The organism is Cellulomonas sp. McL0617, assembly GCF_049994875.1.
Lineage (GTDB): Bacteria > Actinomycetota > Actinomycetes > Actinomycetales > Cellulomonadaceae > Cellulomonas.
The window spans coordinates 4,031,956-4,054,782 of record NZ_CP188256.1 but is presented as its reverse complement, the minus strand read 5'-3'; the positions used below and the strand labels follow the sequence as shown (position 1 = coordinate 4,054,782).

Sequence of the window (22,827 nt, the reverse complement as noted above, 5' to 3'; positions counted from 1 at the left end):
AACTGAGGAAACGACACATGCCCACGGCTCGTCTCACCATCGACACGGCGTTCCGCGTCGGCCCTGTCCGCCGTCGGACGTTCGGCTCGTTCGTCGAGCACCTGGGCCGCTCCGTCTACTCCGGGATCCATGACCCGGGGCACCCGACCGCGGACGCCGACGGCTTCCGCGGCGACGTCATCCAGCTGACCAAGGAGCTCGGCATCTCGACGGTGCGCTACCCGGGCGGGAACTTCGTCTCCGGCTACCGCTGGGAGGACGGCGTGGGCCCGCGGGACCAGCGCCCGGCCCGCCTCGACCTGGCGTGGCACTCGACGGAGCCCAACACGGTCGGCACCGACGAGTTCATGCGCTGGGCGACGACCACCGGCGTCGAGCCGATGATGGCGGTCAACCTGGGCACCCGCGGCGTGCAGGAGGCGCTCGACCTGCTCGAGTACTGCAACGTGCCGGGCGGCACCTACTGGTCCGACCTGCGCCGGGCCAACGGCGCCGAAGTTCCCTACCGGGTCAAGATGTGGTGCCTCGGCAACGAGATGGACGGCCCGTGGCAGACGGGGCACAAGACCGCCGAGGAGTACGGACGTCTCGCCGCGGAGACCGCGCGGGCGATGCGTCAGATGCAGCCGGACCTGGAGCTCGTCGTGTGCGGGTCGTCGTCGTCAGCCATGCCGACGTTCGGTGAGTGGGAGCGGGTGGTGCTGACCGAGGCCTACGACCAGGTCGACTACATCTCGGCGCACGCGTACTACTGGGAGGAGGATGGCGACCTCGCGTCCTTCCTCGGCTCGGCCATCGACATGGACCACTTCGTCGCGTCGGTCGCCGCCACCGCCGATGCCGTCCGAGCACGCCTGAAGACCTCGAAGCGGATCCACATCTCGTTCGACGAGTGGAACGTCTGGTACCAGAAGCGCGCCGAGTCCCGGCCGCCGACGGGCGACGACTGGCCCGTCGCACCGATCCTGCTCGAGGACAGGTACAACGTCGCCGACGCGGTGGTGCTGGGGAACCTGCTCATCTCGCTGCTGCGGAACACCGACCGGGTGCACGCGGCGTCGCTCGCGCAGCTGGTCAACGTCATCGCGCCGATGATGACCGAGCCGGGCGGGCGGGTGTGGAAGCAGACGATCTTCCATCCCTTCGCCCTGACCTCGGCGCACGCGTCCGGCGAGGTGCTGCGCGTCGCCCTCGACTCGCCCTCGCACGAGACCGCGCGGTTCGGCGAGACGCCCACGGTCGACGCCGTGGCGACGTGGGACGAGCAGGCCCAGGAGCTCGCGGTGTTCGTCGTCAACCGGTCGGTGACCGAGGACGTCCGCCTCGAGGCCGACCTTCGGGCGTTCCCGGGGCTGCGCGTCGTCGACGCCGTCACCCTGTCCAACCCGGACGTCCACTGGGCCGCGACGGCCGACGACGACTCGTCCGTCGGGCCGCGGCCGAACGGCACGGTCACGGCCGCAGACGGGCACCTGGCGGGGGTCCTCCCGGCGGTGTCGTGGTCGATGATCCGCCTGGCAGCCGCCTGACGGCGGCGGCCTCAGGCGGTTCCGAGGGCTTCCAGCAGGCCGTCGACCAGCTCGAGGTCGCACTCGAGCGTGGACCCCCCGAGGTGGGGCGTGATCACCACGTTCTCCAGCGCGAGCAGCGGGTGGTCGGCGGCCAGCGGCTCGTCCCCGTGGACGTCCAGCCCGGCGGCCGCGAGCCGGCCGTCGCGCAGCGCGGCGAGCATCGCCACCTCGTCGACGACCGGGCCGCGCGCGGTGTTGACGAGCGTGGCACCCGGGCGAAGCCGCGCCAGCTCGGCAGCGCCGACCGCGCCCCGGGTCGAGTCGTCCAGCGGCAGGGCCACCACGAGCACGTCCGAGGTGGCGAGCAGCGTGTCGAGGTCGACCTGACGAGCGCCGGTCGACCGCTCGAGCTCCGGCATCGGTCGGTCGTCGGTGAACTGCGGCCGGGCCTCGAGCGCGGCGAGCATCCGGAGCAGCCGCGCACCGATCCGGCCGGCGCCCAGGACGCCGACCGTCGCGTCGGCGAGGTCGCGTCCGGAGTAGCGCTGCTTGAGGTCTTCGGTCGGCCAGCGCCCGGCGCGGACGGCGGCATCGGCGGGAGGCACCCGGCGCAGCGTCGCGAGCAGGAGCGCCAGCGTGTGCTCGGCGACGGTGCGCCACAGCCGGGTCGACTCGATCACGGTGACGTCCCTGGCGCGCGCGGCGTCGCGGATCGCCGGCGGGGCCAGGTGCACCGCGATCGCCCGCAGCCGCGCGGCGCAGGCGAGCTCGTCGGGCCCCGGCGGTCCGTACGCGAGCAGCCCCTCGGCCCGGGCGAGCGCGTCGGTCCGCGCGGGTCCGCAGGGTGGGAGCCTCTCGACATCCGCCGAGGTCAGGAGCCGTTCTTCGGCCAAGGGGTGCAACGACATGTCCACCACGACGACGGGACGCGCGTTCGTCATCGCGTCATCGTCGCACGCGGTCGACACGTCGCCGGGGAGATCCCCTTGTGGACCCCCGAGGGTCGGAGCCTAGAATATGCAACGATGTAATTGGGCCGCGAGTCACCTCGGTCCGTCGCGAAGATGCGCAGGAGGTCGCGTGCCCGTCCCCACTCATGGTCCCGTCGCAGCGGGCTCGCCCCACGCGGTCTGGGAGCCGCTGCCCTGGTCGGCGACCCGCCTCCTGGAGTCCGGCCACCTCGGCGCCTGGCAGGTCACGGCGTCCGGCGGGACGATCGACCACTGCGTCGAGGAGATGGACGAGTCCGGGGTCCTGGACAACTTCCGTCTCGCGGCCGGCGAGCAGAGCGGTCCGTTCCGGGGTCCGCTGTTCGCCGACTCGGACCTGTACAAGACCCTCGAGGCCGTGGCCTGGGACACGCGGGCCGACCGCACGGCCTGGGTGGCCGACGTCGTCGGGCTGCTGCGCGCTGCCCAGGAGGACTCCGGATACCTCAACACCTGGTTCCAGACGACCACGCCGGGCGTGCACTACGACCAGCTGCGCGACGGCCACGAGCTGTACTGCCTCGGCCACCTGATCCAGGCCGCGATCGCGTGGCACCGGACCACGGGCGACCGTTCGCTGCTCGACGTCGCGGTCCGCTTTGCGGACGACGTCGTCGACGGGCTCGGCGGTGACGTCCCCGACGGCTACTGCGGGCACCCGGAGATCGAGACGGCGTTGGTCGAGCTGTACCGCGAGACCGGCACACGCGCCTACCTGGACCTCGCCCGGACGATGGTCGACCGGCGCGGACGCGGTGTGCTCGCCAACGACCACGTCGGCCCCCGCTACTACCAGGACCACACCCCGGTGCTCTCGGCCGACGAGGCCACCGGGCACGCGGTCCGTCAGGTCTACCTCGCGACCGGCGTGATCGACCTGTACCTCGAGCGGGGCGACCCCGCGCTCCTCGCCTACGCCGAACGCATGTGGAGCTCGGTGCACGACGCCAAGATGTACGTCACCGGCGGTCTGGGCGCCCGGCACCGCGACGAGTCCTTCGGTGACGCCTACGAGCTGCCGTCCGAGCGGGCCTACGCCGAGACGTGCGCCGCGATCGCCGACGTCATGTGGTCGTGGCGGATGCTGCTGGCGAGCGGCGACGGCCGGTACGCCGACGCGATGGAATGGGCGCTGCTCAACGCCGTGGCGGTCGGCGCGGCGCAGGACGGGCGCTCGTTCTTCTACTCCAACCCGCTCCAGGTGCGCAGCACGCACGCCGAGGACACGGACTGGAACTCGTTCGTGCACCGGGCCGCGTGGTTCGGGTGCGCGTGCTGCCCGCCCAACCTGGGCCGGCTCGTCGCGTCGCTGGGCCACTACGCGGCCACGACGGCACCCGGCGAGCTGCATCTGCACCTGTACAGCGACGCCGAGATCGCCGCCGACGGCATCGCGCTGCGGGTGAGGTCGGGCTACCCGTACGACGGGCGCGTGGAGGTGGACGCGGACGCCACCCAGGCCACGACCCTGCGGCTGCGGATCCCCGCATGGACGACGGACTGGAGCGTGCAGGTCGGTGGCCGGCAGCTCGACCTGGTCCCCGAGCGAGGCTACGTAGCCGTCGACCTCCCGGTCGGGAGATCGACGGTCGTGCTCGAGCTCGACCTGGTGCCCAGGGCGCTGCGCGCGCACCCGCACGTGGACGCGGTGCGCGGCTGCGTCGCCGTCGCCCGCGGACCGCTGCTCTTCGCCCTCGAGGGAGGTGACCTGCCCGACGGGGTCGTGGTCGAGGACGTGCAGATCGTGCCGGAGGCGTGGGAGGTGGTCGCCGGCCTGCCCGGACTGGACGCTCCGGTGGCGCTGCGCGCGCGTGGTCGCCATCGGCCCGCAGCGCCGGGGTGGGTCTACTCGACCGGCGCGGCCTCGACCGGCGAGGGCTCGGAGCTCGACCTGACCCTCGTGCCCTATCACCGGTGGGGGAACCGCCGGCACGGCCCCGGCATGCGCGTGTGGGTGCCCGAGGCCGCCCGATGAGCGGGGCCGTCCCAACCCGCTGACCAGCCGATGCCGAGCACGCACCCCCGAACGACCACGAACAGGATGTCCGATGGCCACAGCAGCCCCCCGCACCGCCACCCTCACGATCGACCCCGGATTCCGGATCTCGCCCGTCCGCCGACGCACCTTCGGCTCGTTCGTCGAGCACCTGGGCCGGTGCGTCTACGGCGGGATCCATGAGCCGGGGCACCCCACCGCCGACGAGGACGGCTTCCGCGGGGACGTCATCGAGCTGGTCAAGGAGCTCGGCATCTCGACCGTCCGGTACCCGGGCGGCAACTTCGTCTCGGGCTACCGCTGGGAGGACGGCGTCGGCCCGCGGGACCAGCGCCCGACCCGCCTCGACCTGGCGTGGCACTCGACGGAGCCCAACACCGTCGGCACGGACGAGTTCATGCGCTGGTGCGCCAAGGCGGGCGTCGAGCCCATGCTGGCGGTCAACCTGGGCACCCGCGGCGTTCAGGAGGCCATCGACCTGCTGGAGTACTGCAACATCCCCGGCGGCACCACCTTGTCCGACCGACGTCGGGCGAACGGCGCCGAGGCCCCGCACGGCATCACGATGTGGTGCCTGGGCAACGAGATGGACGGCCCGTGGCAGACCGGCCACAAGACCCCCCAGGAGTACGGCCGCCTCGCCGCGGAGACAGCGCGGGCGATGCGTCAGATGCAGCCGGACCTCGAGCTCGTCGCGTGCGGTTCGTCGGGGGTGACGATCCCGACGTTCGGTGAGTGGGAGCGCGTGGTCCTGACCGAGGCCTACGACCAGGTCGACTACATCTCCGCGCACGCCTACTACTGGGAGGAGAACGGCGACCTCGCCTCCTTCCTCGGCTCGGCCATCGACATGGACCACTTCGTCGAGTCGGTGGTGGCGACCGCGGACGCCGTGCGCTCGGCGGGCCGGCACACCAAGAGGATCCATATCTCGTTCGACGAGTGGAACGTCTGGTACCTCGACGGCGAGGCGTCCGAGCCGCCCAAGGACAGCTGGCCGGTAGGACCGGTGCTGCTGGAGGACCACTACTCGGTAGCGGACGCGGTCGTCGTCGGGAGCCTGCTGGTCTCGCTGCTGCGGCACTCCGACCGGGTCCGGGCCGCGAGCCTGGCGCAGCTCGTCAACGTGATCGCGCCGATCATGACGCAGGACGGGGGTCGGAGCTGGAAGCAGACGACGTTCCACCCCTTCGCGCTGACCTCGCGCTACGCGTCCGGCGACGTGCTCCGCGTCGAGCTGGACACCCCGTCGCACACCACCAAGAAGTTCGGCAGCACCCCGACGGTCGACGCGGTGGCCACGTGGGACGCCGAGACCGGTGCGATGGCCGTCTTCGCGGTGAACCGCTCGGTCGACGAGCCGATCTCGCTGAACCTGGACGTGCGGGGGCTCGAGGGCCTCACGGTCGTCGAGGCCGTCGTGATGTCGAACGAGGACCCCAACGCGAAGTCCACGGCCGACGACGACACGTCGCTCGCGCCGCGGCCGCTGGACGTGGTCGAGACCGACGGCGCCCGGTCGGTGGAGCTGCCGCCGGTGTCGTGGACGATGATCAGGCTCGCCCGATGAGGCGTCTGACCGCGGCTTCGGTGGCCTGCGGGGCGGCCGTCGTGGCTCTCCTGGCGGCGTGCTCCTCGTCGGACCCGGTGGCCGGGACGGCCGTCCCCGTGACGGGCGAGATCGAGGTGCACGACCCGGCGCTCGTCGTCGACGGCGACGACTGGTGGGTGTTCTCCACCGGCAACATGACCAAGGGGCTGGGCGCCATCCAGGTACGGCACTCGGTCGGCGGCAAAGATTGGACGTACGCGGGCGAGGTGCTCCCGGACGCCCGGCCGGCGTGGCAGGAGAAGACCGTGCCGGGCGTGACCAACCTGTGGGCGCCCGACGTCGTCGAGCACGACGGGACGTGGTACCTCTACTACGCCGCGTCGACCTTCGGCTCGAACACCTCGGCGATCGGTCTGATGACGTCCGACGAGCTGGGCGCGGACGTCGACTGGCAGGACCAGGGGATCGTCTGGCAGTCGACGCCGGCCGACGACTACAACGCCATCGACCCCTCCGTGGTCACGGACGAGGACGGCACGCCGTGGATGGCCTTCGGCTCGTTCTGGGGCGGGATCCAGCTCCTCGAGCTGTCGTGGCCGAGCGGGCTCCCGGCGGAGGGTGCCGAGCCGCAGACGATCGCCAGCCGCGGGGACGCGACGAACGCGATCGAGGCCCCCGCGCTGCTGCGCCACGACGGCTACTGGTACCTGTTCGTCTCGAAGGACTCCTGCTGCCAGGGCGTCTCCAGCACCTATCACGCCGAGGTCGGGCGCTCGAAGGACATTGCCGGCCCGTACGTCGACGCCGACGGTGACCCGCTGCTCGAGAACGGCGGCACGCCCGTGCTCGACGCGGTCGGCGACATGATCGGCCCGGGCGGCGAGTCGGTCGCGGTCACCAAGGACGCCGAGCTGCTCGGGTTCCACTTCTACGACGGCGCGACCGGCGGTACGCCGACCCTCGCGATCCGCAGGCTCGCGTGGACCGACGACGGCTGGCCGGTCGCGATGACGGCCGACGAGCTGAAGGGGGCAGCGTCCGAGTCGGCTCCCGGCTCCTAGCACCTCGGACGAGCACGTCGTGGCCGGCACACGACGTGCTCGTTCCGCAGCCCTCGGTGATGTGCACCACGAACGGCGAAAATCTGCGGCCGACCGGCCGATCGAATCGATACGATCCGATTGCGCACCCGACCGCGCTCGACCTGAGACCAACCCGCGCAACCACCCTCTGGAGTCAGCACCGTCATGGCCAACGTCCTCACCGCGGGCCGTCCCTGGAAAGTCATCATCGTCTTCGCCATCCCGCTGCTCGTCGGCAACGTCGTGCAGCAGCTCTACCAGGTCACCGACGCCTTCGTCGTCGGGCGCACCCTCGGGGTCGACGCCCTCGCGGCCGTCGGCTCGACCGGCAGCCTGCTGTTCCTGCTGCTCGGCTTCGCGTGGGGCCTGACGTCCGGGTTCGCCATCCCGACCGCGCAGGCGTTCGGCGCCCGCGACCAGCCCGCGGTGCGCCGGTCCGTCGCGACCAGCGTGCTGCTCACCACCGCGGTGAGTGTCGTGCTCACCGTCGTCGCCGTTGCGGCGACCGGGCCGGCCCTCGAGCTGCTGCAGACGCCGGACGAGCTGATGCCGCAGGCGCGCACGTTCGCGACCGTGAGCTTCGCCGGGGCCATCGCCACGATGTTCTACAACTACCTCGCGTCCGCGGTCCGGGCGATCGGCGACAGCCGCACTCCGCTCGTCTTCCTGGCCGTGTGCTGCGTCCTCAACGTGGTGCTGGTCGTCGCGTTCGTCAACTTCCTGGGGCTCGGCGTCGGTGGCGCGGCCGCGGCGACGGTCGCGTCCCAGGCGGTCTCGGTGGTCCTGTGCCTGGAGTACGTCCGCCGACGAGTGCCGGCGCTGCACATCTCGCGCGCCGACCTGCGGGTGCGGCGTGCGGACGTCCTGCACCACCTGCGCCTGGGTCTGCCGATGGGCTTCCAGGCGTCGATCATCGCGATCGGTGCGCTCGCCGTGCAGACGCGCCTCAACGGGCTCGGGCCGGACGCCGTGGCGGCGTTCACCACCGGCGCACGTGTCGACGGGCTCGCCGTGACGCTGCTCGCCTCCCTCGGCCTGGCGGTCTCGACGTTCGCCGCGCAGAACCACGGTGGAGGGCGTCCCGACCGGATCCGCACGGGCGTCGTCCACGGAGCCGTGATGGCCGTCGGCGGCTCCATCGTCATCGGCGTGATCTTCATCGTCGCGGGCGGCGCGATCGTGCGCGGCTTCCTCGGTCAGGGCGAGGACGAGGTGGTCGGGATGGCCCACCACATGCTCATCGTCAACGGGTCGCTGTACACGGTGCTCGGCGTCCTGTTCGTGCTCCGCGGAGCCCTGCAGGGCCTCGGGCACACGGTGGTCCCGACGATGACGGGCGCGGTCGAGCTCGTGGGGCGCGTCGGCGCGGCGATCGTGCTCGGAGCGTCGTTCGGATACGCCGGAGTCATCTGGGGCAACCCGCTGGCCTGGCTCTTCGCCGTCGTGCTGCTCGTCCCGGCCTATCTGCACGCGCGTCGCACGCTGGGCCGGACCCCTGTCTCCGCCACCGAGCCCGTGCTCGTCGAGGGCCCCGCCGAGGGACCGCTCGTCGTCGAGGCGGTGGTGCCGATGCCGCGGTGCGTCGCGGACCCGTCGACCTCGCCCCAGCCGCCGGTCCGCCGCCGGCGGCGCCTGCTGCACAGCAGCGTCGTCGCGCCGGTGCGCCGCCGGGGACGCCGTCGGACGCGAGCCTGAGTCGCTAGCGACGGCGCGCGAGTCGTGCCTGATCGAGGTCGGCGAGGGTGAGCACCGACCGGATCTCGATGCGCGCGTCGAGGAGCGGAGTCTCGGCGCCGGGGCTGCGGTCGATGGCGCAGACGACCGTCGACACGTGTGCGGACTGAGCCCGTAGGGCCAGTGCTGCCGCTCGGGCGGCTCCGCCGGTGGTGATGACGTCCTCCACCAGGGTGACGCGCGCGCCGGCGACGTCTCGGCCCTCGGCGAGGCGTCCGGTCCCGTACGTCTTGGCTTCCTTGCGCACGAACGTGACGGGCAGGAAGGTCAGCGAGCTGAGCATCGTCGCGATCGGCACGCCACCGAGCTCGAGGCCGCCCAGGACATCGGTATCGGGCGGCAGCAGCGGGACCATCTGCTCGGCGACCGCGCGCAGGATGCTCGGGTCCGACTCGAACAGGTACTTGTCGAAGTACTCGGTAGCGAGCGTCCCCGACCGCAGGACGAACTCTCCCTCGAGCCGGCACAGCGAGTCGATCTGTCGGGCGAGCGTGTCGTGGTCCACGTACCGATCTTCGCAGTCGGGCGCCGCGTCATGACCCCCTCGTCGGTCGTACTCTGGCCGGCTCGCAGCCACCTCGCGCAACGCCCGCTCGCTAGCCTTCGGTGATGTGGCAGATGCTGCAGGGCTATCGACCGCGCGTCGCGTTGTCCTTGCTCCTGGTGATCGCCGAGGCCGCCGGCCAGGTGGTCATCCCCTTCCTGCTGGGCGTCGCTCTGGACGACTACCTGGGCGGCTCCACCCGCGGACTGATCCTGTTGGCGGCGGTCGGTCTCCTCACCATGGCGTTCGCGACGGTTCGTCGCCTCCACGATGTCCGGCTGTACGCGCGGATCTACCAGCGTGCCGGCGCCGCGGCACTCGAGCAACGGGCGGGACTGTCTGAGAAGACCGCCCGGCTGAACATGCTGCGCGAGGTGATCGACTTCCTCGAGTACTCCATGCCTGAGCTGGTCGGCAGCGTCAGCGCATTCATCGGCACCCTCTTCTTCCTCGCGGCGCTCTCGGTCCCCGTGTTCCTCGGCGCGCTCGTGATGACCGCGCTGATCGTGGCGATCTACGCCGCCAGCAGTCGGCGCACGGTCGACTTCAACCGCGGCTACAACGACGAGTACGAGCGGCAGGTCGATGTGCTCGGGCGCAACGACAGCACCCTCACGCGCGGGCACATCGGCCTGCTGAACAGCTGGACCATCAAGCTGTCCGACATCGATGCGGTCAACTTCGCGCTCTCGCTGACGCTGACCGTCGCGTTGCAGGTGTTCGCGATCGTCACATCGACACGGCAGGGGATGGACGAAGGAACGCTCCTGTCGGTCATCCTCTACGTGTTCGAGTTCTCGGCGGTCGCGTCGTTCATGCCCGTCTCGTGGCAGGAGTACCTGCGCCTGCGCGACATCCTCCAGCGGTTGCGCAACGAACCCCGCGAGTAGACGAGGGCTCGAGCGGCTGCCAGCTGGTGCGGGCGTGCGTCAGGTGGAAGCCGGCGCGCTCGAGGTTGGTCTGGCTCGTAGATCCATAGGCCACCGTCACGACGGCGAGGTCGGTGACGAGTGCCGCGTCGGCGAGTCGGCGCCTGATCAGTGCGGCCTGGCAGCCGCGGCGACGGTACTCGGGCAGGGTCGCGGCTCCGCTGAGCAGTGCTCCGTCGGGATGGAGGTAGAGGCCGGCGGCGGCCGCGGGCCGGCCATCCACGCGGGCGACATAGCGACGCACGGTCGCCGGGTCGTGCTCGGCGTGGAGCATCGCGCGGCGTTCTGGTCGGGCGTCGGCGAGCCCGTACCCGCCGACGAGGGTGGCGAAGTAGTCCGCGTCGGGGTCGGCCGGGTCGAGCTCAGTGACCGTGACCGTGCCGTCCGCAGCGCCCGGCGATCGTGGCACGTCCGTCAGGTGCCGGTGCAGTACCGCCGTGACGGTGCCCGCAGACAGGCCGAGGCCGACGAGGGCGGCGCCGAGCCGGTCGGAGGCGTCGGCTGCCCAGACCTCCAGGGTGGGCGTGATCCCGGCACTCGTGAAGAACGCACAGATCGCCGGCAGGTGCGCCAGGTCGTCGGCGTTGACGCCACGGGCCTTGTTGTAGAAGGCCAGCTCGGGCAGCGCCGGTACGCGCAGGCCCACCGTGCGCCCCCAGCTCGCGATGTCGAGCTGGAGCGACCGGGCCCGGTCGAGGACTGCCGCGTCCCGGCGAGACTTTGCCGTGATGAGGTCCTCGGCGCGTTGCGCTGTGTCGGCCGGCATCCGCTCATGATGTCCCGTCAGTCGGTGCGGCGGGTCGCGACCGTGACGAGGTGCGAGCTGAGGCCGAGCAGGCTTGGTTCCGCCTCGATCACGCGCGCCGCGTCGAGCACGACGTCGCGGGCGCCCTCGTCGTCGAACGCCGACGCCAAGGCCCTGATCCAGTGCGCCATCCCCTCGACGCCGACGGTCTCCCGGACGACGAGCCCCGTCTCGGTGGCCTCCTGCGCGAGCTCCTCGGGCCGGTGGAAGTACGCGGACGTGAACCAGCGTGGGTCGCCCGTGGGGTTCTCGTGCACCCCGGTCGCCAGGTCCTGCGCGACGATCGCGCGGAACGCGGGGTCGAAGAGGTAGGACTGCGCGAGCCCGTCGAACAGGGACGCGAACCGGGAGATCGCCATCGCGACCACCACGCCGCCCGGGACGACGACGCGACGCGCCTCCCGCCACGCCGCCAGGCGGTCGGCGCGATCGGTCAGGTGGTAGAGCGGTCCGAGCAGGAGGACGGCATCGAACGAGGCGTCCGGCCTGCCGATGGCACGGGCGTCGCCGACCTCCGCGGTGAACCCGTCGACCCCGCCGAGGCGCTCCGTGGCCCGCGCGACGTGCCCGGCCATCAGGTCGACCAGGTGCACCGTGTGACCGTCGCCGAGCAGCCATTCGGCGTGCACACCGGTCGCTCCGCCGACGTCGAGCACCCGAGCGGCGGGCGGCAGGTGGCGACGGACGATCTCCTGCACGCGGGCCAGCTCGAGCCTGCCGAGGCCGACGCGCAGGCGCTGGTCCTCGTCGAACACCCTGTCGTAGTGGTCGTGGATCGGGGGCTGCTCCATCTCGACAACGTAGAGCCCATTGACTCTCCCCCCGCGGGAGACACCAGAACAGGTGCATGACCCAGAACCAGCTCCGGACACCCACCCAGCTCGCCACGGCGACGCCTCCCTGGCGCGCACTCCCGGTACTCGTCGCCGGCGTCTACCTCGTCGTCCTCGACTTCTTCATCGTCAATGTCGCACTCCCTTCCATCCAGGCGGACCTGGGCGCGGACGCTGCCGCCCTCGAGTGGGTGGTGTCCGGGTACGGCCTCGCCCTGGGTGCGACGCTCCTCACCGCCGGGCGCATCGGGGACGTCATCGGGCGGCGGCGGATGTACGGCGTCGGCGTCGCGGGCTTCGTCGTCGCCTCTCTCGTGTGCGCCCTGGCGCGGACGCCGGGAGAGCTGGTGGCCGGTCGGCTCGTGCAGGGGGTCGGCGCCGGGATCGTGATACCCAGCATGCTGTCGTTGCTCGGGGTGCACTTCCCCGGCCCGCACCGGGCGCGGGCGATCGGCGTCTACGGGCTCGCGATGGGCGTCGCCGCGGCCAGCGGCCAGCTGATCGGCGGCGTCCTCATCCAGGCCGGCCTCGGCTGGCGTGCGATCTTCGCGATCAACATCCCGGTCGGCGTGGCGATCCTCGTGCTCGCGCCGGTCCTGGTGCCGGAGTCGAAGGCGGCCGCGCCCCGCCCGATCGACTGGGTCGGGATGCTGCTGCTCACCTCCTCCGTGACCGCCCTCATCCTGCCGCTCATCCAGGGACGGAGTCAGGGCTGGCCGACGTGGACCTGGGCCGTGCTCGGTCTTTCGGGTGTGCTTCTGGCGACGACCGTCGCACAGCAGCGACGTCTCGGGCGTCGAGGAGGAGCACCCTTGTTCCCCGCCGAGCTGTTGACCTCGCCGACGTTCCGCTCCGGACTTGGCGCGCAGCTGGTGTTCTGGTGCGGACAGGCGTCGTTCTACCTGTGCTTGTCGCTGTACCTGCAGCAGGGCCGCGGCCTGTCCCCGCTCGACTCGGGGCTGCTGTTCACGGTCCTCGCGCTCGCATATCTCTCGACCTCCCTGAGGGCGCCCGCGCTGATCGGCCGGTTCGGCCGCTCGGTCGTCATCGCCGGAGCCTTGGTCACGCTCGCCGGGTACGCGGCGTTCGGGGTTGCCGTGGTCGGCTTCGACGGGTGGTCGGTCCTCATGCTCGGGCCGGGTCTGCTCCTCGTCGGCGCCGGTCAGGGGCTGTGCATCACCCCGCTGACGATGGCGGTTCTCGCGCACGCCCGGCCGTCGCAGGCCGGCACCGTCTCGGGGGCCTTGTCCACCGCGCAGCAGATCGGCAACACCGTCGGGGTGGCGCTCATCGGAGTGGTGTTCTTCGGGGCGGTCGGCGAGGGCGTCCCGCACGCGTTCGCCCTCGCCCTCGTGCCGCTGGCCATGGTCTCGGTCCTCGTGGCGGTCGTCGCTCGCCGTCTCCCGCCGTCATGAAAGGGTCGACGCAGCGCACGACGATCGGAGGGGTGATGAGGACTGACGAGCCGGTGGTCTCGATCGGCGACTTCTCCCGGATGACGTACCTGACCGTGAAGGCGCTGCGGCACTACCAGGAGGTCGGGATCCTCGTCCCGTGGAGGGTCGATCCCGGCAGCGGATACCGCAGCTATCACCTGTCGCAGGTCTCGATCGCGCAGGTCATCAAGCGGCTGCGCGACCTCGAGATGCCGCTGGAGTCCGTCCGGGCCGTCGTCGAGGCGCCCGACATCGATGCCCGCAACCGAGCCATCGCCGTGCACCTCGCGCACATGGAGGACCAGCTCGCGCAGACGAGGGGCGCCGTCAGCGCTCTGCGGTCGCTGCTGCAGGACGCCGCACCGAACGGCGGCGAGGTCGAGTTCCGCGACGTGCCGGCCCTCTGGGCGCTGACCATCCGCGAGAGTCTCGCGCTCACCGACGCGAGCGCCTGGGCGCGTCCCGCGTATCGGGAGCTCCACGGTGCGCTGCGGGAGCTCGTCGGGACGCGCGCAGGCGTCGACGGCGCCCTGTTCTCCGCCGACGTGTTCGAGCAGGGCATCGGTGAGCTGGTGGCGTTCGTGCCGGTCGCCGGTCCCACCCGTCTGGACCGGCTGGGACGCGTGCGCCTCGAGCGGCTGCCCCGGACCGAGCTGGCGATCATGGTGCACCGTGGCTCAGGTGCCGACCTCGACCGCACGTACGCCGACCTGGGAGCGTTCGTCGCCGCGCAGGCGATCGGGGTCGCCGGTCCGATCTGGGAGAACTTCACGGTGACCGGCGCGGACACCGACGTGGTGGCCGACCGTCGCACCGAGGTCGGCTGGCCGGTCTTCCGCACGAGCAGGTGACGCCGCTCGTGGAGGCTCTGGCGGACGTGCCCCACGGCCCTCACCATGAGGAGATGCCCCTCCTCGGACACGGCAAGGTCTGCCACATCGCGCTGCCCGCGACGGACGTCGAGGCGTCTGCCGCGTTCTACGAGTCCGTCTTCGGCTGGCGCATGCACCGGGACGGCGGCCGCATCACGTTCGACGACTCGGTGGACGAGGTGAGCGGTCACTTCGACCCGCGGCTCGCACCGGCCGGCCCGGGTCTGCTCGTCTACCTCATGGTCGACGATCTGCACGATGCCCTGGCACGCCTCGTGGCGGCGGGCGCCGCCGTGGTCGAGCCTCCGGGGGCCGACCCGGGCGAGCTGACCGCGAGGTTCCGGGACCCGGGCGGCAACGTCCTGGGCGTCTACCAGGAACCACCTCAGCCCTAGGCGTGAATTTCCCTTGGGCCGCGGAGCACGATGGGCTCGTGAGGACCGTGACGACGAGACGACTCGTCCCGGGCGACGAGCAGCCGGCTCGCGAGCTGTTCGTCGTCATGGCCGAGGCGTTCGACGAAGCTCCGGAGCCGCTCGGCGACGCGTACGTCGCCGAGCTGTTGCGAACCGGCTCCTTCTGGGCGGTCGCGGCGTTCGAGGGAGGCCGCGTGGTCGGCGGGATCACCGCCCACACGATCCCGATGACCCGGTCGCGCTCGGCGGAGCTCTTCGTCTACGACCTCGCCGTCGACGCGGACTTCCGCCGCCGCGGTATCGGCAGGCGCCTCGTCGCGACGATCCGCGACCTGGCCGCCGAGGCCGGCATCGCCGCGATCTTCGTCCCCGCCGACAGCGACGACACGGGGGCCGTGGCGTTCTACCGGTCTCTGGGAGGGCGGGAGTCGCCGGTCAGCTTCTTCACATGGGATGCCTAGCCCCTTCGAGGGGGTCGTCGGGACGAGAGCCGGTCCGCCATGACGGCGCGCCCCGACGATTCCCGAACGCGCGGCGAGCGCGGGGCCTAGCCTGCTCCTGCACGTTCCGCGACGGAGGGATCGACTGTGTCCGAGAGCACCCTCGAGGCCCTGGGCGGCGGCGCCGCGCCTGCCGCGCAGTTCGGTCACGACGCTCTCGTCGTCTGCGACAACCTCGTGCGGATCTTCCAGTCGGGCAGCGTCGAGGTGCAGGCGCTGCAAGGGCTGGACCTGCTCGTCGACGAGGGCGAGATGGTCGCGCTCGTCGGAGCCAGCGGTTCGGGCAAGTCGACGCTGCTCTCGGTGCTGTCCGGGATGGACGCACCAACGGCGGGCCGTGTGCGCGTCGGTCGGTGGGACCTCATGGCGATGGGCGCGCGGGACCGTGTGGCGTACCGGCAGCAGATGGTCGGCTTCGTGTGGCAGCAGACGTCGCGCAACCTGCTGCCGTACCTGACCGCCCGGCAGAACGTCGCGATGCCGATGACCTTCACACGTCGTGCGCGACGGACGGCGCGGGCCGACGAGCTGCTGGAGCTCGTGGGCGTCGGGCACGTGGCCGACCGGCTGCCGGACGAGATGTCGGGCGGTGAGCAGCAGCGCGTCGCGATCGCCACGGCGCTCGGCAACGAGCCGCAGCTGCTGCTGGCCGACGAGCCCACGGGCGAGCTGGACACGGCCACGGCCCAGGAGGTGTTCGACGCGTTGCGCACCGCGAACCGGGAGGCCGGCACGACCGTCGTGGTCGTCACCCACGACCCGGCCGTGCGGGCACAGGTGGAGCGCACCGTCGCGATCCGGGACGGGCGCACGAGCAGCGAGGTGCTGCGTCGGGACGCCGGCGGCGACGTCACCCACGAGGAGTACGCAGTGATGGACCGGGCGGGACGCGTGCAGGTGCCGCGCGAGTACCGCGACGCGTTGGCGCTGACCCGCCGCGTCCGGCTCGCGCTGGAGGCCGACCACGTGAGCGTCAAGCCCGACGGGGGTGCGCCGTGAGCGCACAGCCCGGCGCGGTGGTGCGCGTCCGGGGCGTGCACCGCACGTTCGGGCACGGGCGGGCCGCGGTGCACGCGTTGCGCGGCGTCGACCTCGACGTGGGTTCGGGCGAGCTCGTCGCGCTCGTCGGCCGCTCGGGGTCGGGCAAGACCACGTTGCTCAACGTCGTCGGCGGCCTGGACCGGCCCGACGAGGGCGAGGTGGTCGTCGACGACGTCGACGTGTCCGCGCTCACCGAGGACGGGCAGGACGAGCTGCGCCGCGACCGCGTGGCGTTCGTCTTCCAGACGTTCGGCCTGATCCCCGTGCTGACGGCGGCCGAGAACGTCGGCCTGCCGCTGCGCCTGCGCGACGCGCCCGTGGCGGAGCGCGAGCGCCGGGTCGGGCTGCTCCTCGAGCTCGTCGGGCTCGCCCCGCACGCGCAGCAGCGGCCCGACGAGCTGTCGGGCGGCCAGCAGCAGCGGGTGGCGATCGCACGCGCGCTCGCGGCCTCGCCCCGCCTCCTGGTCGCCGACGAGCCGACGGGGCAGCTCGACAGCGAGACCGGACTGTCCGTGATGGCGCTGATCCGTGGCGTCGTCGAGGCCGAGGGCATGACGGCCCTCGTCGCGACGCACGACCCCGTGATGATCGCGCTCGCAGACCGTGCGGTGCACCTGGTGGACGGCCGGCTGGTGGAGGACGTCGCGCGTGGGTGAGCTGGTCCGGCGGCGCGGACGCGCCCAGCTCGGCGTGCTCGCCGCGGTGCTGGCGGTCATGGTCGCGGGCTCGGCGCTGGTCGGGGCGTGCGTCCTGCTCGTGACGGCCTCCCCGCAGAGGGCGCTGCAGCTCGCGATCGCCGGCGCACCCCACGCGGACGTCCAGGTCGGCGTCGCGCTGGGCTTCCCCGAGGACCCGGACGACCCCACGACGGACCCCCGCGTCGCGGCGACCGCGCGGGAACCCGCGGCGGCCGTCGCGCGGGCGGCTGCCCTGCTCACGGCGCCCTTCGGGCATCTCCCGACGACCACGACCACGTGGACGTCCACCGTCATGCAGTACCTGCCGCCCGACGGCGGCGCCCTGCGCCTGTCGTACCTGGCCGATCTCGACGACCCGGACGCGCGCGCGACGATCACGTCGGGCCGCTGGCCGGTCGCCGCGGGTGAGGTTGCCGTGCCCGCGTCGGCGGCCGGGGTGCTCCGGCTCGCCGTCGGGAGCTCGACCGCGCTCGCCGGTGTGCCCGGCGGTCAAGGCCCCGAGCTGACGGTCGTGGGGACGTTCGTGCCACGCTCCGGCACCGGGTGGACGGAGGATCCGCTCGCCGGGACCGGGGTGAGCCCCAACTACCGCGGGTTCATCAGCGCCTACGGGCCGCTCGTCGTCGCGCCGGGTGCGCTCGCCGCCAGCGAGATCCCCCTGCGCCGGGTGACTCTGCACGTGCAGCCCGACCTGTCGCACGCGGACGCCGCGCAGGTCGCGCACGTCGGGGTGACCGTCGACGGGCTCGGCGGCGCTCTGGCCAGCGCGCTCGGCGACCGTACCCAGAACCTCGTCCCCGACCTGCCGATCGTGGGCACGTTCGACGATGCGCGCCGGCAGCGCGAGGTGACGGGCTCCGGCGTCCTCGTGGTGGCGTTGCTGGGCTGCGCGCTCGCGGGGACGACCGTCGTGCTGGCCGCCCGGCTCGTCGCCGCTCGACGTGCGCCGGAAGCCGCGCTGCTCGCCGCCCGCGGGGCGAGCCACGGGCGCCTGGTCGCCCAGGCGTCCGTCGAGGCGGGCGTGCTCGCCGTGGTGTGCACCGTCCCGGCGACGGCGCTCGCACTCGGGTTGTACCAGGTGCTGGGCCGCAGGGTCGGCCTCGACCCTGTGGGGGTGCCGGAGGGCGGCCTGCTCCCGCTCGTCGCGACTGTCGCCGCCGTCGCCCTCACGCTCGGCGGCCTCCTGGTGCTTCCCTCGTTGCGCCCCGGGACCGTGCGCGGGGGCCGCGTGGACCGCGTCGGCGTGGTGGCTCGCTCGGGCGCGGACCTGTTGCTGCTCGCGCTGGCGGTCGTCGCGTACCTGCAGCTGCGTGACCATGGCATCGCGACGGGCGGCGCGGTGGACCCGGTCCTCGTCGTCGCCCCTGTGCTGTGCCTGCTCGCTGGCGCGGCGCTCGCGTTGCGTCCGCTCTCCCTGCTCGCCCGTCGGGCCGACGCGCGCGCGGCGTCGGCCCGCTCGCTGACCCTGCCGCTCGCCGCCTGGGGGGTGGCGCGTCGCCCGCAAGGCACGGCGGCGGCGTTCCTCGTGGTGCTGGCGACGGCGTGCGCCACGTTCGGCATCGGGTTCGCGGCCACCTGGACGCAGTCCCAGCGCGAGCAGGCGGCTGCAGCCGTCGGCACCGACCTGTCGGTGCAGGGCGGCGCGCTCGGCACGGGCGCGTCGCTGCACGCGGCCACGGCTGGGCTGGTCAGCCCGGTCACCAGCCGGGCCGTCACGCTCGGCTCGCGGACGCGGAGCGGCGCCGCCGCGGTCCGGCTCGTCGCCGTCGACACCCGGCACGCCGACGGGCTGCTGCGCGGCCGGCCGCCGACCGGCGGCTGGGCAGACGCCACGTCGGGCCTCGGATCGACGGGGTCGGTCGGCGGGGTTCAGCTGACCGGCACGAACGCGGACCTGCTGGTGTCGGGCCACGTCGCGGACGGCGTCCAGATCGACGCCACCCTCAGCCTCGTCGTGCAGGATCGGGACGGCGCGCGCGCCGCGGTTCCGGCGGGCGTCATCGCGCTCGACTCGGCGTCGCACGCCCTCACCGTGGCGATTCCGAAGGACGCCCGGCTGGTGGCCGTGGACGCCCAGCTCACCGCCGCCGGCGCCGGCGACCTCGACCAGCAGAGCGCGCCCGCATTCCACCTGGACGTGACGCTGCGTGACGCGTCCCTGTCGCCCGGGGACTGGTCGGCGGCGCGCCCACCGACGAACGGCTACGCCGACGCCCTGCTCGGACGCGTCACCGCGGCGGGCACGCCCGACGGCGTCCGGCTGAGCCTCGACGGCACAGCCTCCTTGCCGGAGCTCTACTGGTCCGCCGGCGACATCACCGCGCTCGCGTTCCGCCCGGTCGACGTCGTGCCCGTCGTGGTGTCGGCACAGCTCGCGCACGAGCTCGGCGTCAAGGTCGGTGACGGCGTGCAGCTCTCGCTCGGCGTGACCCCTGTGCAGGCGAAGGTGCGCGGCATCACCGCCTACGTCCCCTCACAGCCGCGCGCCGCGGCGCTGCTCGCGGACGTGGACACGCTGTCCCGCGCCGCGCTCAGCCACGGCAGCCTCGACAGCCTCACGGACGCGTGGTGGGTGGGCGGCGCGATCCCCGCCGGCGCCGGCGCGACGCTCGAGGCCCAGGGAATCGGCCCGGTGACCGAACGGACCACGCTCGCGCACCAGAGCGCCGACGGTCCTCTGCGCGCCGCGCAGCGAGCGGCAGCCGCGCTGCTCGTCGTCGCCGCCATCACGCTCGCGCTCGTCGGGACCGCACTGCACTCCACGACCGCGCTCGACGCGCGCGAGCTCGACGTGGCCCGGCTGCGCGGGCTCGGCGCGCCGCGGCGTTCGGTGCTGACGTCCGTCCTGGCCGAGCAGGGGGTCCTGACGGGGATTCCGCTGCTCCTCGGCGGGCTGCTGGGTGCGCTCGCCTGCTGGGCGATCGGCCCGCTCCTGGCGGTCTCCACCCAGGGACTACAACCGGTTCCGGCGGCGGTGGCACAGTGGCCGTGGCCGGCGCAGGTGGCGACGGTCGTCACGCTGGCGCTCGGCTGCGCCGTCGTCGTCGTGCCCCTCGCGGCCCGCGCCGTGCGGCGCGCGACGATCAGCCGTCTGCGGACGGACCCGTTCTCATGAGGGTCGCCTGGCGTCGGGCACGCGCCGACGCATGGCCGCTGCTCGTCACGATGTTCGTCGTCGCGCTCACGGTCGGCCTCACCGTCGCGGTGCCCACGCTGCTCAGCGGACGGGCCGACGACGCCGTCCGGACCGCCGTCGCACGGTCCGATCCGCCGGTCGACCTCGTCGTCACCAGCAGCTACGGCGCCGGCGAGTCGAACGCCGAGGCCGACGCCACGGACACGGTGTCGAGCGTCGACGACGCGGCGCGCGGGATCGCCGCCGCGCTGCCGCCGTCGCTGCGAGCCGTGCTCGGAGCGCCCGTCGCCGCCGCCACGAGCACCGACCTCGGGATCAGCACCCCGGGAATGCCGACCGGTGGAATCCTGTGGATGTCCTACCTGTGGGCGGGGCAGGAGCCGGCCGTCAGCTGGGTCGCCGGGACCGCCCCGGGCCGTCCGGGGCCCGACGGCGCCGTGCAGGTCGCGTTCTCCGCCGCGGTGGCCGATGTCCTCGGTGTGGGTGCGGGTGACACCTTCGTGGCCACCAAGCCCGACAAGACGACGGTGCAGGTGCTGGTCACCGGGGTGTTCGACGCGCGGAACCCCTTGGATCGGGTGTGGACGGGTCTGCCGGAGGTGCTGCGACCGCGGGTCGTGGGTCCGAGCGGCGCGCCGACGACCGTCGTGGGTGGCCTGCTGTCTGCGGCCTCGCTGCCCGCGGCCCGCGCGGCGCTCGAGCCGGACGGTGTGACGCGCACCTTCGAGTTCCCCGTGAATCCGGACGCGTTGGACTACCGCGGTTCCGGTGCGCTGCTCACGCGGCTCGCGGGCCTCGAGGCGTCGCCTGAGCTGCTGGGGGCTCCCGGGCCCGGGCCGAGGGTGACGTCGGGGCTCGACGTCGTCCTGCCGCAGGTGCGCGAGCGCGTCGCGGCGACCTGGTCGCAAGCGACGGTGGTGCTCGCGGGACTGGCGTGCGGCGCCATCCTGGTGCTCCTCGTCGCGGCCGACCTCCTCGCGCGCCGGCGGTCACCGGGCTTGCGCACGGTGCGGGCGCGCGGCTCGTCCCTCGTCGGCATCGCCGGTCGGGCCGGCGCGGAGTCGGTCGTGGTCGTCGGCGTCGGGGCCGCGGTGGGCGTGGCGGCCGGCGTCGTCGCGGGCCCGGGCCCGCTGACGTGGCCCTGGGTCGTCGTGGTGGTGGCCGTGGGCGTTCTTGCGCCGCCCGGGTTCGCGACGCTGACGGCGGCCCGCAGCGAGGCCCGCCGCGTCCCGACCGACCGCCACCGCCGACGGCTCGCTCAGCGCGTCCGCACCGTGCGGCGGGCGTCGCTCGAGGTCGCGCTGCTGGTGCTCGCGCTCGCCGCGCTGGCTGCACTGCGCACGCGCGGGGTCCGGTCGCTGTCGGGACCTGCCGACGTCCTGCTCGCATCCGCGCCGGTCCTCGTCGCGGCCGCCGGGGCGCTGCTGCTGTGGCGCGCCGTGCCCCTGCTTCTCGATGGTGCGCTGCGCGTCGCGCGCCGGTCTCGCCGGGCCGGACCGCTGCTCTCGGTCGCGCGCGCCCGGTCGACGGGAGCCCTGCTGCCGTTCGTTGCGCTCGTCGTGGTCACCACGCTCGTCGCGCTCTGCGGTGCCCTCCTCGGCACGGCACGCGCGGGCCAGCGGGACGGCTCGTGGGACAGCGTGGGAGCCGACGCCCTGGTGCGCACCACGATGCCCGACGCGTCGCTGCAGGACGTCGCCGGCCGGCTGGCCGCCACCGACGGCGTCGATGCCGTGGCCGTCGGCCGCGTTCAGCCACGCAGCGACCTCTTCGGCGTGCGCGGCGTCGAGGCCGTACGGGTCCTCGCCGTGGACCCCGCCGCCTACGGCAGGCTGCTCGCGCGGACGCCGTTCGGGGCCGCCCCCGGTCTTGCCGTGCTGGCCGACGCCTCGGTCGCCGCGCAGACGCGCACGGCGCCCGGTCCGCTGCCTGCACTGGTCGCAGGTCCCCTGGTCGGTACCCGGCCGTCGGTGCAGTGGGGGGACGTGACGATCGACCTCGAACCCGTCGGGCGGGTGCCCGCGCTGCCGACGCAGCGGCCCGACGGCACGCCTGCGGGCCTCACCGTGGTGGTCGACCGTGCGGCTCTGGCCGCGGTCGTCGAGGCCCTGGACGCCGCTCGCGCCCAGCAGACGGGATCCCTGCCGGTCAGCGCCGACCAGGTCGCGGCGACCCCGGACACGGTGTGGGCGGTCGGCCCACAGGCGTCGGCAGCCGCCCGCACGGCGGCCGCGCCGGTCGGGGCCGACGTCCTGACCCGTGCCCGGTGGCTCACGGACCGACGGTCGGACCCGCTGGCCGACGGTCTCCTTGCGCTCGTCCTGCTCGTCGCCGCTGTGTGCGCCGGCCTCGGGGTGCTGATCGTCGTCCTGGACGCCGCGGCGTCCGCTCCGGGGCGCGCCCGGGCGCTCGCGACCGCCCGGGTCCTCGGGTTGCGCCGACGAGGCGCCGCACGCGTCGCGGCCGGTGAGCTGCTGCCGTCGGCTTTGGTGGCCTCGGTCGGCGGCGTGCTGCTCGGCGTGCTCCTCGTCGGCACGATCGTGGCGCCGCTCGCGCTGCGGCTCGTCACCGGCCAGGCGACCGACCCCGGGGTGGTGCTGCCCTGGTGGGCGGTCCTGCCTGTCGCGCTCCTTGGCCTCACGGTGCTGGTGGTCGTCCTGGTCGAGTCCTCCGCCCGCCGCCGCGAACGGCTCGGTCAGGTGCTGAGGGTGCGCTGACGAAGTCGTGGGCCGGGTGCTTCTCCGACACCCGGT

18 protein-coding genes are annotated in these 22,827 nt (G+C 73.2%); 14 read left to right on the top strand and 4 right to left on the bottom strand.

The window, feature by feature from the left end; translation table 11 throughout:
* Nucleotides 1–17 precede the first annotated feature (17 nt).
* Entirely contained in the window at nt 18–1,529 is a 1,512-nt protein-coding gene (locus tag ACPPVS_RS18710) for an alpha-N-arabinofuranosidase (protein WP_426593792.1), read from the top strand.
* Between the two features lie 11 nt (nt 1,530–1,540).
* Here ACPPVS_RS18710 and ACPPVS_RS18705 read toward each other — a convergent pair whose 3' ends face one another.
* Nucleotides 1,541–2,452 (bottom strand): 2-hydroxyacid dehydrogenase, encoded by a 912-nt coding sequence (locus ACPPVS_RS18705; protein WP_426593791.1) that lies wholly within the window; start codon nt 2,450–2,452, stop codon nt 1,541–1,543.
* A 139-nt stretch (nt 2,453–2,591) separates the two neighbouring features.
* Here ACPPVS_RS18705 and ACPPVS_RS18700 point away from each other — a divergent pair, with 139 nt between their 5' ends.
* The 4 genes from ACPPVS_RS18700 to ACPPVS_RS18685 all read left to right on the top strand — a co-directional run bounded on the left by ACPPVS_RS18700 (nt 2,592) and on the right by ACPPVS_RS18685 (nt 8,825).
* Entirely contained in the window at nt 2,592–4,475 is a 1,884-nt protein-coding gene (locus ACPPVS_RS18700) for a glycoside hydrolase family 127 protein (RefSeq protein ID WP_426593790.1), read from the top strand.
* A gap of 73 nt (nt 4,476–4,548) precedes the next feature.
* Nucleotides 4,549–6,066, top strand: a complete 1,518-nt coding sequence (locus ACPPVS_RS18695) for an alpha-N-arabinofuranosidase (RefSeq protein WP_426593789.1) — start codon at nt 4,549–4,551, stop codon at nt 6,064–6,066.
* Nucleotides 6,063–7,109, top strand: coding sequence for an arabinan endo-1,5-alpha-L-arabinosidase (locus tag ACPPVS_RS18690; protein ID WP_426593787.1), 1,047 nt, complete (start codon nt 6,063–6,065; stop codon nt 7,107–7,109). The genes ACPPVS_RS18695 and ACPPVS_RS18690 overlap by 4 nt, the downstream gene beginning before the upstream one ends.
* A gap of 186 nt (nt 7,110–7,295) precedes the next feature.
* Nucleotides 7,296–8,825 (top strand): MATE family efflux transporter, encoded by a 1,530-nt coding sequence (locus tag ACPPVS_RS18685; protein ID WP_426593786.1) that lies wholly within the window; start codon nt 7,296–7,298, stop codon nt 8,823–8,825.
* Between the two features lie 4 nt (nt 8,826–8,829).
* On the opposite strand, the gene pyrE is transcribed toward ACPPVS_RS18685, so the two are convergent.
* Nucleotides 8,830–9,369 carry an orotate phosphoribosyltransferase gene (pyrE, locus tag ACPPVS_RS18680; protein WP_426593785.1) on the bottom strand — a complete coding sequence of 180 codons (540 nt, stop codon included), beginning with the start codon at nt 9,367–9,369 and terminating at the stop codon, nt 8,830–8,832.
* Nucleotides 9,370–9,473: 104 nt separating this feature from the next.
* Here pyrE and ACPPVS_RS18675 point away from each other — a divergent pair, with 104 nt between their 5' ends.
* Nucleotides 9,474–10,298 (top strand): ABC transporter six-transmembrane domain-containing protein, encoded by an 825-nt coding sequence (locus ACPPVS_RS18675; protein WP_426593784.1) that lies wholly within the window; start codon nt 9,474–9,476, stop codon nt 10,296–10,298.
* Here the strand turns inward: ACPPVS_RS18675 and ACPPVS_RS18670 are convergent.
* The gene (locus tag ACPPVS_RS18670; protein WP_426593783.1) at nt 10,222–11,103 is read right to left on the bottom strand and encodes a hypothetical protein; all 882 of its coding nucleotides are present in this window, start codon (nt 11,101–11,103) and stop codon (nt 10,222–10,224) included. The two genes, ACPPVS_RS18675 and ACPPVS_RS18670, sit on opposite strands and share 77 nt — an antisense overlap.
* Nucleotides 11,104–11,120: 17 nt before the next feature.
* Nucleotides 11,121–11,933: a class I SAM-dependent methyltransferase gene (locus ACPPVS_RS18665; protein ID WP_426593782.1), complete on the bottom strand. Its 813-nt coding sequence runs from the start codon at nt 11,931–11,933 to the stop codon at nt 11,121–11,123.
* Nucleotides 11,934–11,989: 56 nt separating this feature from the next.
* Here ACPPVS_RS18665 and ACPPVS_RS18660 point away from each other — a divergent pair, with 56 nt between their 5' ends.
* The 8 genes from ACPPVS_RS18660 to ACPPVS_RS18625 all read left to right on the top strand — a co-directional run bounded on the left by ACPPVS_RS18660 (nt 11,990) and on the right by ACPPVS_RS18625 (nt 22,791).
* Complete coding sequence (locus ACPPVS_RS18660; RefSeq protein WP_426593780.1) at nt 11,990–13,390, top strand: MFS transporter; 1,401 nt, start codon at nt 11,990–11,992, stop codon at nt 13,388–13,390.
* 35 nt (nt 13,391–13,425) lie between these two features.
* On the top strand, nt 13,426–14,262 hold the full coding sequence (locus tag ACPPVS_RS18655) for a MerR family transcriptional regulator (protein WP_426593779.1): 837 nt from the start codon (nt 13,426–13,428) through the stop codon (nt 14,260–14,262).
* A 53-nt stretch (nt 14,263–14,315) separates the two neighbouring features.
* Nucleotides 14,316–14,678 carry a VOC family protein gene (locus ACPPVS_RS18650; protein ID WP_426593778.1) on the top strand — a complete coding sequence of 121 codons (363 nt, stop codon included), beginning with the start codon at nt 14,316–14,318 and terminating at the stop codon, nt 14,676–14,678.
* 38 nt (nt 14,679–14,716) lie between these two features.
* Nucleotides 14,717–15,160, top strand: a complete 444-nt coding sequence (locus tag ACPPVS_RS18645) for a GNAT family N-acetyltransferase (protein WP_426593776.1) — start codon at nt 14,717–14,719, stop codon at nt 15,158–15,160.
* A 126-nt stretch (nt 15,161–15,286) separates the two neighbouring features.
* Nucleotides 15,287–16,198, top strand: coding sequence for an ABC transporter ATP-binding protein (locus ACPPVS_RS18640; RefSeq protein WP_426593775.1), 912 nt, complete (start codon nt 15,287–15,289; stop codon nt 16,196–16,198).
* Nucleotides 16,195–16,896 carry an ABC transporter ATP-binding protein gene (locus ACPPVS_RS18635; RefSeq protein WP_426593774.1) on the top strand — a complete coding sequence of 234 codons (702 nt, stop codon included), beginning with the start codon at nt 16,195–16,197 and terminating at the stop codon, nt 16,894–16,896. Before ACPPVS_RS18640 ends, ACPPVS_RS18635 begins: the two co-directional genes overlap by 4 nt.
* The gene (locus ACPPVS_RS18630; RefSeq protein WP_426593773.1) at nt 16,889–20,053 is read left to right on the top strand and encodes an FtsX-like permease family protein; all 3,165 of its coding nucleotides are present in this window, start codon (nt 16,889–16,891) and stop codon (nt 20,051–20,053) included. Before ACPPVS_RS18635 ends, ACPPVS_RS18630 begins: the two co-directional genes overlap by 8 nt.
* Nucleotides 20,050–22,791 (top strand): FtsX-like permease family protein, encoded by a 2,742-nt coding sequence (locus tag ACPPVS_RS18625; RefSeq protein WP_426593772.1) that lies wholly within the window; start codon nt 20,050–20,052, stop codon nt 22,789–22,791. The genes ACPPVS_RS18630 and ACPPVS_RS18625 overlap by 4 nt, the downstream gene beginning before the upstream one ends.
* Nucleotides 22,792–22,827 lie beyond the last annotated feature (36 nt).

Coding starts and splice junctions, on each gene's coding strand:
- ACPPVS_RS18710 (WP_426593792.1), top strand. CDS start 18: ATGCCCACGGCTCGTCTCACCATCGACACGGCGTTCCGCGTCGGCCCT.
- ACPPVS_RS18705 (WP_426593791.1), bottom strand. CDS start 2,452: ATGACGAACGCGCGTCCCGTCGTCGTGGTGGACATGTCGTTGCACCCC.
- ACPPVS_RS18695 (WP_426593789.1), top strand. CDS start 4,549: ATGGCCACAGCAGCCCCCCGCACCGCCACCCTCACGATCGACCCCGGA.
- ACPPVS_RS18690 (WP_426593787.1), top strand. CDS start 6,063: ATGAGGCGTCTGACCGCGGCTTCGGTGGCCTGCGGGGCGGCCGTCGTG.
- ACPPVS_RS18685 (WP_426593786.1), top strand. CDS start 7,296: ATGGCCAACGTCCTCACCGCGGGCCGTCCCTGGAAAGTCATCATCGTC.
- ACPPVS_RS18675 (WP_426593784.1), top strand. CDS start 9,474: ATGTGGCAGATGCTGCAGGGCTATCGACCGCGCGTCGCGTTGTCCTTG.
- ACPPVS_RS18670 (WP_426593783.1), bottom strand. CDS start 11,103: ATGCCGGCCGACACAGCGCAACGCGCCGAGGACCTCATCACGGCAAAG.
- ACPPVS_RS18665 (WP_426593782.1), bottom strand. CDS start 11,933: ATGGAGCAGCCCCCGATCCACGACCACTACGACAGGGTGTTCGACGAG.
- ACPPVS_RS18660 (WP_426593780.1), top strand. CDS start 11,990: ATGACCCAGAACCAGCTCCGGACACCCACCCAGCTCGCCACGGCGACG.
- ACPPVS_RS18655 (WP_426593779.1), top strand. CDS start 13,426: ATGAGGACTGACGAGCCGGTGGTCTCGATCGGCGACTTCTCCCGGATG.
- ACPPVS_RS18650 (WP_426593778.1), top strand. CDS start 14,316: ATGCCCCTCCTCGGACACGGCAAGGTCTGCCACATCGCGCTGCCCGCG.
- ACPPVS_RS18625 (WP_426593772.1), top strand. CDS start 20,050: ATGAGGGTCGCCTGGCGTCGGGCACGCGCCGACGCATGGCCGCTGCTC.